The sequence below is a fragment of the Micromonospora hortensis genome (genome assembly GCF_022230935.1).
In the GTDB taxonomy this organism is placed as follows: domain Bacteria; phylum Actinomycetota; class Actinomycetes; order Mycobacteriales; family Micromonosporaceae; genus Micromonospora; species Micromonospora hortensis.
This window is the reverse complement of the sequence record NZ_JAKKFE010000013.1, coordinates 1-10,819: the sequence shown is the minus strand read 5'-3', so window position 1 is coordinate 10,819 and position 10,819 is coordinate 1. Positions and strand designations below refer to the sequence as shown.

12 protein-coding genes and 1 tRNA gene are annotated in these 10,819 nt (G+C 70.2%); 7 read left to right on the top strand and 6 right to left on the bottom strand.

The window, feature by feature from the left end:
- Window positions 1–243: 243 nt before the first annotated feature.
- Together NIE111_RS11525 and NIE111_RS11520 are read right to left on the bottom strand one after the other, a co-directional pair.
- A complete protein-coding gene (locus NIE111_RS11525; protein ID WP_238684409.1) occupies window positions 244–1,533 on the bottom strand; it encodes a sugar transferase in 1,290 nt (429 codons plus the stop codon).
- Window positions 1,534–2,001: 468 nt separating this feature from the next.
- On the bottom strand, window positions 2,002–2,853 hold the full coding sequence (locus NIE111_RS11520; protein ID WP_308193664.1) for an LCP family protein: 852 nt from the start codon (window positions 2,851–2,853) through the stop codon (window positions 2,002–2,004).
- A 461-nt stretch (window positions 2,854–3,314) separates the two neighbouring features.
- Here NIE111_RS11520 and NIE111_RS11515 point away from each other — a divergent pair, with 461 nt between their 5' ends.
- The 3 genes from NIE111_RS11515 to NIE111_RS11505 all read left to right on the top strand — a co-directional run bounded on the left by NIE111_RS11515 (window position 3,315) and on the right by NIE111_RS11505 (window position 6,063).
- Window positions 3,315–4,148: an O-methyltransferase gene (locus NIE111_RS11515; protein ID WP_238684408.1), complete on the top strand. Its 834-nt coding sequence runs from the start codon at window positions 3,315–3,317 to the stop codon at window positions 4,146–4,148.
- 4 nt (window positions 4,149–4,152) lie between these two features.
- Window positions 4,153–4,971 (top strand): MOSC domain-containing protein, encoded by an 819-nt coding sequence (locus NIE111_RS11510; RefSeq protein WP_238684407.1) that lies wholly within the window; start codon window positions 4,153–4,155, stop codon window positions 4,969–4,971.
- A gap of 111 nt (window positions 4,972–5,082) precedes the next feature.
- Complete coding sequence (locus NIE111_RS11505) at window positions 5,083–6,063, top strand: expansin EXLX1 family cellulose-binding protein (RefSeq protein WP_238684406.1); 981 nt, start codon at window positions 5,083–5,085, stop codon at window positions 6,061–6,063.
- Between the two features lie 4 nt (window positions 6,064–6,067).
- Here NIE111_RS11505 and NIE111_RS11500 read toward each other — a convergent pair whose 3' ends face one another.
- The 4 genes from NIE111_RS11500 to bcp all read right to left on the bottom strand — a co-directional run bounded on the left by NIE111_RS11500 (window position 6,068) and on the right by bcp (window position 7,873).
- Window positions 6,068–6,595 (bottom strand): GNAT family N-acetyltransferase, encoded by a 528-nt coding sequence (locus tag NIE111_RS11500; RefSeq protein ID WP_238684405.1) that lies wholly within the window; start codon window positions 6,593–6,595, stop codon window positions 6,068–6,070.
- A 110-nt stretch (window positions 6,596–6,705) separates the two neighbouring features.
- A tRNA-Leu gene (locus NIE111_RS11495) sits at window positions 6,706–6,779 on the bottom strand.
- Complete coding sequence (locus tag NIE111_RS11490; RefSeq protein WP_238684404.1) at window positions 6,770–7,366, bottom strand: HNH endonuclease signature motif containing protein; 597 nt, start codon at window positions 7,364–7,366, stop codon at window positions 6,770–6,772. The genes NIE111_RS11495 and NIE111_RS11490 overlap by 10 nt, the downstream gene beginning before the upstream one ends.
- Before the next feature lie 30 nt (window positions 7,367–7,396).
- On the bottom strand, window positions 7,397–7,873 hold the full coding sequence (gene bcp, locus NIE111_RS11485) for a thioredoxin-dependent thiol peroxidase (RefSeq protein ID WP_091393498.1): 477 nt from the start codon (window positions 7,871–7,873) through the stop codon (window positions 7,397–7,399).
- A gap of 172 nt (window positions 7,874–8,045) precedes the next feature.
- On the opposite strand from bcp, the gene NIE111_RS11480 reads away from it, so the two are divergent.
- From NIE111_RS11480 to NIE111_RS11465, 4 genes are read left to right on the top strand one after another with little or no spacing between them, the layout of a single operon-like run.
- Window positions 8,046–8,762: an energy-coupling factor ABC transporter permease gene (locus NIE111_RS11480; RefSeq protein ID WP_112582195.1), complete on the top strand. Its 717-nt coding sequence runs from the start codon at window positions 8,046–8,048 to the stop codon at window positions 8,760–8,762.
- A complete protein-coding gene (locus tag NIE111_RS11475) occupies window positions 8,759–9,184 on the top strand; it encodes a PDGLE domain-containing protein (protein WP_238684403.1) in 426 nt (141 codons plus the stop codon). The genes NIE111_RS11480 and NIE111_RS11475 overlap by 4 nt, the downstream gene beginning before the upstream one ends.
- A 14-nt stretch (window positions 9,185–9,198) precedes the next feature.
- Complete coding sequence (cbiQ, locus tag NIE111_RS11470) at window positions 9,199–9,969, top strand: cobalt ECF transporter T component CbiQ (protein WP_238684402.1); 771 nt, start codon at window positions 9,199–9,201, stop codon at window positions 9,967–9,969.
- A complete protein-coding gene (locus tag NIE111_RS11465; RefSeq protein WP_238684401.1) occupies window positions 9,966–10,724 on the top strand; it encodes an energy-coupling factor ABC transporter ATP-binding protein in 759 nt (252 codons plus the stop codon). Before cbiQ ends, NIE111_RS11465 begins: the two co-directional genes overlap by 4 nt.
- Window positions 10,725–10,819: the final 95 nt, after the last annotated feature.

The following is a 10,819-nucleotide window of genomic DNA, read 5'->3' as shown; positions in this document are numbered from 1 at the left end:
GTCGTAGGTTCGATACCGTCGCGGTCGAGTACGAGGCGTGACGGTCGTAGAAGAGGTGCAGCGCGGCGGCCTGCTTGGGGGCGGGCGGAGAGCACCGCGTCGGCGATGCTGGGGCGGCCCGTGGTGGGGATCACGACGGATACGTTCGGCATTGCGTTCTCCATGCGTTGGGGGTACGACCGGCACACGGCCGCCGGGTACGGCCGTTGGCCGTACCCGGCGGTGTGCCGGTGCGTGGGCGGATCAGCGGCCGCCGGCGCGGAACACCTCGGTCACCGTACGGAGCACCACCTTGACGTCGAGCCAGAGGGACCAGTTCTCGATGTAGAAGTTGTCGAAGCGGGCCCGGTCGGAAATCGGGGTGTCGCCGCGCAACCCGCTGACCTGCGCCAAGCCGGTGAGACCGACCGGGACGCGGTGGCGCATCGCGTACTGGGGGTATTCGGCCGAGAACTTCTCGACGAAGTAGGGACGCTCGGGTCGGGGGCCGACCACGCTCATGTCGCCCCGGAGGATGTTCCAGAGCTGGGGGAGTTCGTCGAGGGAGGTCCTGCGCATGATCCGGCCGATCGGCCCCACCCGCCGGTCGTTGGCGATGGACCAGTTGGTCTGCGACTCGTGCTCGTCGACGGGGCGCATGGACCGGAACTTGATGATGTTGAAAGGTCGGCCGTGCCGACCGATGCGCTCCTGGTAGAAGAAGATGCCGGGGCCGCCGTCGATGAGCGTGGCGACCGCGCAGATGAGGAGCACCGGGCTCAGCAGGAGCAGCGCCACCGAGGCGAACGCGATGTCCGACGCGCGCTTGAGCGCGGACTGTGGGCCGGAGAGCGTGATGTCGCCGATGCTGACTACCGGAACCGCGCCAATGTGGTCGCCGTGCGAACGGGACCCCCACAGGGGGGTGGCAGCCCACAGGTCGCACTCCGCCGTCCGGGGCCGGGCCAGGATCTCCATGAGTGAGGTCTCGGAGCAGCTCGCGTCCGCGACGATCACCACGTCGCACTCGCGCAGCCGTACGAGGCTGTCGAGGTCGTCGAGGGATCCGATCAGCGGCAGCGCCGACGGGCCGTCCGGAGTGTCGACACAACCCACGAAGCGCAGGCCGTACTGGGGGTAGCGGCGCAGGAGCCGGGCGAGTTCGACGGCGGTGGGGCCACTGCCGACGATGATCGTGTTGTGTTCGACCCACCGGCGCTTGCGGGCGACGATGGCGAATTCGCGGGTGACAGCCCGCCCGAGGATGACCAGCCCCGCCGACGCGGCGACACCGCGGGTGAAGCTGAAGACGTACTCGGCGGATTCGTGACGCATCGCCGCGACGATGGCGACCGCGGACGCCGCGGCCAGCAGACGCCCGCAGAGGCTCGGCACCTCGTCGAGGAAGCTCACGTGCCGTCGTGCCCGGTAGAGGCCGCCGCTGGCAAACACGATCACGGTCAGGACCGTCATGGCCAGGGTGCCGCGCCAGTACTGCTGGGTGACCAGCAGCGGCGTCAGCAGTGCCAGGACGTCGACCGGCGCGGTCATCATCCAGGCCCGCAGCCACCGGGTCCGGGTCGAGGCGCGCGAACCGGCGTACGGCAGGACAGCGGTCGTGTCCAGGCCGGCGCGAGGCTCGTGTTCTGCAGGCGCAGGCGCAGACGCCGGTGCCGATGCGGGCGGTGCCGATGCGGGCGGTGCCGATGCGGGCAGGGTTGAGCGCCGGTCGGCGGGCGATGGGAAGGCCGGGGTCTGGTGGCCGGAAGTCTGGTAACCGGCAGGTTGGTAGCCGGGGAACTGGTAGGCGGGAGGGCGACTCCCGCCGCGGCTCCCCTCGTCGTCCCCCTCACCGTCGCCCTGGGTATCGGTGGCGTTGCCGTCGCGGTCATCGGCCGGTACCGGCCGATGCCACATGGCGGGCTGATTGGACATTGTGGACCTCCCCGTGAGGGCCGGCTGACCTGGCCGGTCCGTAACTCAAGACAAGGCGGCGGCCGGCAACAGCCACCGGCCCGGGTGTTACTTGGCGCTGGCGAGAATCTCGTCGACGGAGTCCCGGCGCACGGCATCGTAGAAGGTCTTTGCCTTCTCGGTGTTCGCGAAGACGACGCTCTCGCTGCCCACTCGGCCGGTGCCCTTCGTCGGGCTGGTGACGAAGGTGAGGTTACGGCCGCGAAGGCTCCGCAGGTCTGTCGCCATACTGACGAGCGACATCTTCTCGTCCACCGCCACGGCGCTCGAGGTCGCCTTGACGAAGGAGTTGAGCCGCCCGGGATTGGTGACGATGCCGCCGGACACGGCCTTGTCGAGGATGGCCTTGATGACCTGCTGCTGGTGACGGATACGGGCGAAGTCGCCGTCGGCGAACTGTTTGCGCTGGCGGGAGTAGTCCAGGGCCGTCTCACCGTCCATCCGCTGCACCCCCTGCTCGAACTTGCGGAACGGCGGGTGGATCGACGTGAACGACTTCTCCGCGTTGATGTCGACGCCGTCCAAGGCGTCGATGATTTCCTTGAAGCCAGCGAAGTCGACAATCATGACGTGGTCGATTCGCACCGTGGTGAACGATTCGACTGTTTGCACCATCAGCGGAATGCCACCCCAGGCGTACGCTGCGTTGATCTTCGCATCGCGGCCGCCGTGCCCCCCGTTCTTGGCCTTCGGCACGTTCACCCAGGTGTCCCGAGGAATCGAGACGAGTTGCGCGCTGGCCCGGTCCTTCGGGATGTGCGCGACGATGATGGTGTCCGTGCGCGAGCCGCCAGTGCTCTCCGGGTCGCGGGAATCGCTTCCCAGGATCAGGATGTTCATCGCGCCGTCGGCCACCGCCTGCGGACGCCCCTCCTCCGGAACGTCGGCGAAGGCGTCCACCCGATCGATGTCCTTCTCGACCGAGCGGAGATAGAGGGCACCACCGATCATGCTGCCGCCGCCCAGGATCGCTGCGACTACCAGGCAGATGACGAGGACGCGACGCCAGCGAGGGCCGCGACGTCGCCGCTTGCCCCCGGCCGGGACATCCTCCTGCGGATCGACTGCGTGTGGGTCGAAGAATTCGGTGTCGGCATCGGTGTACCGCTGAGCACCAGACATGCCGGCGATGCTACTGATCGCACGCTCCTGACGTGCACCCTCGTCCTTTCGGGTATCGCATACCTGCCGACCGGTGCGGCGAACCCGGCCCTGCGTTCGGACGGACTGCCGGTAACGCCGGCCCGGGAGCGCTTTCCAGGCCCTATTGTGCTGCCCCGGCGGGAGGGTGGAAACACCGTGACCATCGACTTTCGCGAGGACCCTCCCGCTGCCGCCCGAACCCTGCTACAACGGCACCCGTGGATCGAATCAAGCTCCGACGGGCCGTCGCGCGTACCCCACTCGCCCCGATTGCCGCCTTTCCCAAGCGGCTTCGCACGATCGCGCGGCACGACGCGAAGGTGCTGCGCCGCTCGGCGCGCTGGCTGCTGACCTCCCGCGAGCACCACAACTACACGTACGACCTCACCTCGTTGAGCCGCAACCACCTCGCCTGGTTCGTCAGCGTGGTCTGCGACATCCCCGTCAAACAGGTACGCGCGTACCTCGGCGAGATCGAGTCGGACGACAGCCTGCGCCAGCACCTCCTGGCGGCGATCGCCGCCTCCGACCGGCGCGGCCTCGCCGACAGGGAGATCCGCTACGCCCGGCGGATCGGCTGGTACGCCATCGTCCGTGCCACCCGCCCCACCCACGTCGTCGAGACCGGTGTCGACAAGGGACTCGGCAGCGTCGTCCTGGCGTCCGCCCTGCTGCGCAACGCCCAGGAGGGACACCCGGGCCGGGTCACCTCGCTGGACATCAACCCCGAGGCCGGCTACCTCGCCCGGGTCGCGCCGTGGTCGGAGGTCGTCGACCTGGTGATCGGCGACTCGATCGCCTCGATCGGCGCGCTGGACCGCCCAGTCGACCTGTTCCTGCACGACAGCGACCACAGTCGCGCCCACGAGAAGCGTGAGTTCGACGCCGTGGAGCCCAAGCTCGCCCCCGGCGCGATCCTGCTCACCGACAACGTCACCAGCACCAACGTGCTCGCCGAGCACGCCGAACGGACCGGCCGGCGGTTCCTCGCCTACCGGGAGAGCCCGGCCAACCACTGGTACCCGGGCGACGGGATCGGCGTGGCATGGTAGCCGGGTGCGGCTGACCTCGATTCACACGTACCCCATCAAGGGGTGTCACCGGCTCGACCACGACGGCGCGTTCGTGCACCAGTGGGGCCTGGCCGGCGACCGACGCTGGATGGTCGTGGACGCCGACGGGGTCGGCGTCACCCAGCGGGACACGACCCGCCTCGTCAACCTGCGCGCCGCCGTGCGCCCCGGGGGTCTGTCGCTGCGCGCCGACGGGCAACCCGACCTCGACGTGCCCGAGCCGGCCGGCGGCGACCCGGTCGCGGTCCGTACCTTCCGCAGCCGCACCTTCCCGGTCCCCGCGCTGCCGGCCGGCCAAGCGGCCGACGACTGGCTCGGCGCCCTGCTCGGCCGACCGGTCCGACTGGTCTGGCTGGCCCAGCCGACCCGCCACCTGGCCGCCGGCACCCGCGAACACGACACCGGTGACCAGGTCAGTTTCGCCGACGCCTACCCGGTGCTGCTGACGAACGTCACCTCCCTCGACGCCCTCAACGACTGGCTGGCCGAGGCGGGGGAGGCACCGGTGCCGATGACGCGGTTCCGACCCAACCTGGTCGTCGACGGTGCGCCGGCCTGGGCCGAGGACGACTGGGTGGGTCGGCGGCTGCGCATCGGCGACCGGATGTTCCAGGCCGCCGGGCCGTGCGACCGCTGCGTGGTGACCACCACCGACCAGGAGACCGGAGTACGCACCAAGGAGCCGCTGCGCACCCTCGGTCGGCACCGCAACGTCAAGCAGAAACTCCTCTTCGGACTGAACCTGGTGCCACTCGACAGCGGACCGCTGGCGGTGGACGCCCCGATCGCCGTCGCGCCCTGACCGGCCCGCCGACCAGCAATCGGCACCCCACGGTCACCGTCCGTCGATGCTGTCTTAGCTTTGGCTTAGCCCGCTTGTCGGCACCCAGCCGGGTCCGGCAGCATCGCCGTCGTGACGGACGGAAGCGCTGTCGACATCAACATCGACCTGGACCATCCTCCAGAGGACCGGCCCGCGCCGTCGTCCGGCATGAAGCCCTGGCTGGTCGCCACCGGCGTCACGGTCCTCGCGGCGACGCTCGGGCTCACCCTCACCCTGCGCTCCGGCTCCACCCCGGCCTGCGCCGCCGGTCGGACGCTGGCCGCGCCGCCGACCGGCAACGCCACGCACACCGGCAAGGCCACCTTCTACGACTCCAAGGGCGCCGGCGGCAACTGCTCGAACCCGGCTGCCCCGGCCAACCGGCTCTACGTCGCGCTCGGTCCGACGGAATACTCCGCCGGTGCCGCCTGCGGCGGATTCCTCGACGTCGTCGGCCCCAAGGGAACCGTCCGGGTGCTCATCATGGACCAGTGCCCGGAGTGCGAGCCCGGCCACCTCGACCTGTCCCGCGAGGCGTTCGCCCGGATCGCCGACCCGGTCCAGGGTCTCGTTCCGGTCACCTACCGCGCGGTGGTCAACCCGCCGCTGCCCGGACCACTCACCTTCCGGATCAAGGAGGGCGCGTCGCAGTGGTGGTTCGCCGTCCGCGTCGGCAACCACGGCAACCCGCTGCGGTCCGTCGAGGTCCGGCAGCGTGACAGTGACCCCTGGCAGTCGGCCGCCCGGCAGGACTACAACTACTGGCTGATCGCCTCCGGCGCCGGGCCGGGCCCGTTCAACGTCCGGGTCACCGACGTGTACGGCAACCGGGTCACCGTCGGGGGCATCCGGATGGCGCCGGGCCAGGTGCAGAACAGCACGGTCCGGATGTACGCACCCGGGGCCGCCACACGTCGTCCGTCCGCGTCGGCCCGACCGTCGAGCAGCCGACCCGCCGTCACGCCGACGCCGACCCGTCGCTCGGTCGAGGTGGCGAGGACGAGCGCTCCGGCCACCGACGTGCCGACCACCAGCTCGGCCCGGGCCAACGCCCGGTGGTGCGAGGGCTGACCGCTCAGTCGGCCACCGTCAGATCGAGCCACATCAGAATCTCGTCCCGGTCGTCATCGGGGGCCACCCGCAACGCGCCCGGCAGCCGGCCGACCTCCCGATACCCGAGGCGGCCGTAGAACTTGTCCAACCCCAGCCCGTCGCGCACCGTGACGTGCAGCGCCTCGTGGCCCAACGCCCTGCCCAGCCGGGCGGCCTCCACCATCAGCGCCGAGCCGTAGCCGGCACCCTGGGTGTCCGGGTGGACCATCACCCGCTTCAGCACACACCAGTGCGCAGTGAGCGGAAAACGGTTGTCACTGAAGATCACCATTGCCGCCAGCCGGTCCCCGGAGTAACCGACCAGCAGCCGGTCCGGTCCGTCGGCGATGCCGGCGAAGGTCGGATCGGCGGTGACGTGCACGTCGGTGGCGGTGACCGGTGGCACGAAACCAACAGCGCCGCCGGCGTTGCTGACGTCCACCCAGAGATCGACGATCTCGGCACGCAACTGCGGGGTCAGGTCAGGATCGAGGACGAAGCGCAGACTCACGCTCGCCATCCTGACCCAACGACCAGGCCCACGACCCGTGACAGTGACGCGCCCGACAAACCGATCCTGGCTCCGACCGAGCCAGGATCCGTCGCGACTCAAAGGTGATGTGGGGCCGACGGGATTCGAACCCGCACTGGTGCGGACCTAAACCGCATGCCTCCTGCCGTTGGGCTACGGCCCCTTGAAGCTGTACTCCACCAGCGTCCACGGCCACTCCAGCCGACGCGGCAGTCGCCTGCCTATCGGGAAGCCGGTCGGAGTAACCGCATCAGGATCGTAGACCACCTCGGGCTCCACGAGTGCAGGCCGTCGCTGACCAGCGTATGTAGAGGTCTGGCTGTGGCAATTGGGGCAGAGCAGACGAAGATTTCGTGGCCGGTTGTCGAGAAAATCGCCATTGATGTGGTCCACGTGCAGCGTCAATCTGGCACCTTGCCACGTTGACCCGATGCCGCACACCTCGCACGTCTCGGGGAGACCGATTGTCGCCAAGGCGCGTTTGAGGCGAATCCCTGGGATTCGGCGGGAACCGGCCGGCAGCACTACCAGCAACTCTGTGGGGGACATGCGCCGCCATCGCACGCCTCGATTGTGTGCCTGACCAGTGAAGTGCGACGTGTCGATGCCGAACCGCTTGAGCTGTCGGCTGATGTGCGCGTGCGAGCCACCGCTGACGCGTACGCCGAGCAACCGCATCACCTCGGTGATGTTGCGGGCGGCGGCGGCAGCGGCGGCCAGCGCTTCGGGCGTGTACTTGTATCGAACCACTGACGGACCGTAGCGGTCCGGTACGACAGGTCAGTCCAGGCCGAGGTCGCGGCGGAGCTTGGCGACGTGCCCGGTGGCCTTGACGTTGTAGAGCGCCCGCTCGACCTTGCCGTCGGCGTCGATCACGAACGTCGAGCGGATCACGCCGGTGACGGTCTTGCCGTAGAGCTGCTTCTCGCCGTACGCGCCGTAGGCGGTCAGCACCGACTTGTCCGGGTCCGACACCAGCGGGAAGGTGATGGCGTCGCGCTCGCGGAACTTCGCCAGCTTCTCCGGCTTGTCCGGGGAGATGCCGACGACCTCGTAGCCGGCGGCCTGGAGTGAGGCGAGCGAGTCGCGGAAGTCGCAGGCCTGCTTGGTGCAGCCGGGGGTCATCGCGGCCGGGTAGGCGTACAGGACGACCTTGCGACCTCGCAGGTCGGCGAGGGAGAGCTGGTCGCCGGTGTCGGTGGCGAGGGTGAACTCGGGCGCGGGGTCACCGGGGGAGAGGCGGTCGGGCGAGGTCATGGCCTCGACCCTACCGCCGCGCCGGCGAGCGGCCGAGCACCGTTGGGCTGGCGGGGTCTGACCTGGAGTGATCAAGCCCATGCGTTGTTGCCAGAGTCTGGCAACAACGATGCTTGGGAAATAGGCTGACCCACGCCGGCCCGGTTGGGCCCGCTGACGCGTGGGAGGTCGCGTGGAGACACTGGCGATGCACATCTCGAACGGGATCATCGACGGTCCCGTGGCAGCGATCTTCGCTGCGCTCGCTCTTGCCGCGCTCACCGCCTGCGTTCTGCGCGGCCGGCGTGACCTGGATGACCGGCTGGCCCCGATGGCCGGCCTGGTGGCGGCGTTCATCTTCGCCGTCCAGATGCTCAACTTTCCGATCTTCACGGCCGGTGTCAGTGGTCACCTGCTCGGTGGAGCGCTGGCTGCCATGTTGGTCGGCCCGTGGGTCGGCGCGCTCTGCGTGGCGGTGGTGCTCGTCGTACAGGCACTGATCTTCGGCGACGGCGGCGTGGCGATGCTCGGCCTCAACATCACGAACATGGCGTTGCTCGGCACCGCCGCGGCGTACGCGCTGATCGCGCTGCTGCTGCGGGTCTTGCCCCGCACGCGTGCCGGTCTGGCAGTGACCGCTTTCGTCGCCGCGACGCTCAGCGTGGTGGTGGCGTCGCAGGGCTTCGTCCTGGAGTACTGGCTGGGTGGCACCACCGACCTGGGCAACAACCTGGGTGGCCTGGCCGGCACGATGGCCGGCGTCCACCTGTTGATCGGCATCGGCGAGGGCCTGATCACCGCGACCACGGTGCTCACCGTCGCGAAGGTGCGCCCCGACCTGGTGTACGCGCTGCGTTCGCTGCGCGCGCCCGCCGCCCCCGCCGTCCCGGTCGCCGGAGGTGTCCGATGAAGAACCGCTCCTGGGCCTTCCTGGCCGGCGGCCTGCTGGTCGCCCTGCTGCTCGCCGGCGTGGTGAGCAACTACGCCTCCTCCCACCCGGATGGGCTGGACTCGTCCCTGCTCAAGGGCTGCACCGTCGACGCCGACGACAACATCGTCGGGGGCAGCTGCCCGGCCCAGCAGGCCCGTGACCACGAGTTGGCCGACAGCCCGCTCGCCGACTACGGCGTACGGGGCGTGCGGAACAGCTTCGTCTCCACCGGCCTCTCCGGGGTGCTCGGGGTACTGGTCACCTTCGCGATCGGGGCCGGCGGGTTCTGGCTGCTGCGCCGTCGAGGCGGCACACCGACCGGCGCTGACGCGGCGACGCCCACCGAGGGTGACCCCGCGACGTCCGGCGACATCCGGCGTCGCGCCGACGCGGCCAGCTGAGCAGGGGTACGCGGATGGGGGCCGGTCACGGGCACGTGCTGTACCGCGAGTCGGACTCGCCGGTGCACCGGCTCCCGCCCGAGGTCAAGATCGTGGCGATGGTGGTCTTCACCCTCGCCGTGGTGGCCACCCCACGCGAGGCGTTCTGGGCCTTCGGCGCGTACGCCGTGCTGGTGGCGGCGGTGGCGGCGCTGGCCCGGGTGGGCCCACGGTGGTTGCTCAGCCGAGCGTTGATCGAGCTGCCGTTCGTGCTGTTCGCTGTCGCCCTGCCGTTCCTCGGCAGCGGCGACCGGGTCGAGGTGCTCGGCCTGCGGCTGTCCGAGGACGGGCTGCACGGCGCGTGGAACATCCTGGCCAAGGGCACGCTGGGGGTGCTCGCCTCGCTGCTGCTGGCCGCGACCACCACCACCCGGGACCTGATCGTGGGGCTGGACCGGTTGCACTGCCCGCAGGTGCTCACCCAGATCGCCACGTTCATGCTGCGCTACCTCGACGTGCTGGTCGGTGAGGCGCGGCGGATGCGGGTGGCCCGGATCTCGCGGGGCGACGACCCGCGCTTCCTGTGGCAGCTGCGCGGCTTCGCGGCCGGGATCGGGGCGTTGTTCCTGCGTGCCTTCGAGCGTGGCGAGCGGGTCTATCTGGCGATGCTGTCCCGGGGCTACACCGGGCGGATGCCTGCCGTGTGGCAGGGCGAGGGTGCGGCGAGCGCCGGTCATTGGCTGGTCGCGGCGACCGTTCCGGTGTTGGCGGCCTCCATCGCCGCCACCGCCGTCGTGCTGTCATGATCGGTGTCGTGCAGACCGCTGTCTCGCTGGACGTTCGGGGTGTTCGTTACGCGTACCCGGACGGGCACGTCGCCCTTCAGGGGGTCGACCTGACCGTGCCGCGGGGCGACCGGGTGGCGCTGCTCGGGCCCAACGGCGCCGGCAAGACCACGCTGGTGCTGCACCTCAACGGCATCCTCACCCCGACCGAGGGCAGTGTGAGCGTCGGCGGGCTGACGGTCACCCCGGATCGGACCACCCTGGCCGAGGTGCGCCGCCGGGTGGGCATCGTCTTCCAGGACCCGGACGACCAGTTGTTCCTGCCCACGGTTGCGGAGGACGTGGCGTTCGGGCCGGCGAACCTGGGTCTGCGCGGGGCCGAGCTGGCCGCCCGGGTGGACGAGGCGCTCGCCGCTGTGGGGATGAGCGAGCATCGGGAACGGGCCCCGCAGCACCTGTCGTTCGGGCAGCGTCGCCGGGTGGCGGTGGCCACGGTGCTCGCCATGCACCCGGAGATCCTGGTGCTCGACGAGCCGTCGTCGAACCTGGACCCGGCGGCCCGTCGGGAGCTCGCCGAGATCCTGCGCGACCTGCCGGTGACCCTGCTGATGGTCACGCACGACCTGCCGTACGCGGCGGAGCTGTGCGAGCGCTCGGTGATCCTGGACGACGGCCGGATCGTCGCCGACGCCCCCACCAACACCCTGCTCAACGACGCTCCCCTGCTGGCAAGGCACCGCCTGGAACTCCCCCGAGGCTTCACCCCGCAGTCCTAAACCAACTCCCAGCGGCCGCCCCCCGCCCCCCGCCCCCCGCCCGCGCCCTCGCCCGCGCCCCCCACCCCCGCCCCGCCGATCTTGCACTTTCTGTC

Coding starts and splice junctions, on each gene's coding strand:
- cbiQ (WP_238684402.1), top strand. CDS start 9,199: ATGGGGGCCGGTCACGGGCACGTGCTGTACCGCGAGTCGGACTCGCCG.
- bcp (WP_091393498.1), bottom strand. CDS start 7,873: ATGACCTCGCCCGACCGCCTCTCCCCCGGTGACCCCGCGCCCGAGTTC.
- NIE111_RS11475 (WP_238684403.1), top strand. CDS start 8,759: ATGAAGAACCGCTCCTGGGCCTTCCTGGCCGGCGGCCTGCTGGTCGCC.
- NIE111_RS11525 (WP_238684409.1), bottom strand. CDS start 1,533: ATGATGACCGCGCCGGTCGACGTCCTGGCACTGCTGACGCCGCTGCTG.
- NIE111_RS11465 (WP_238684401.1), top strand. CDS start 9,966: ATGATCGGTGTCGTGCAGACCGCTGTCTCGCTGGACGTTCGGGGTGTT.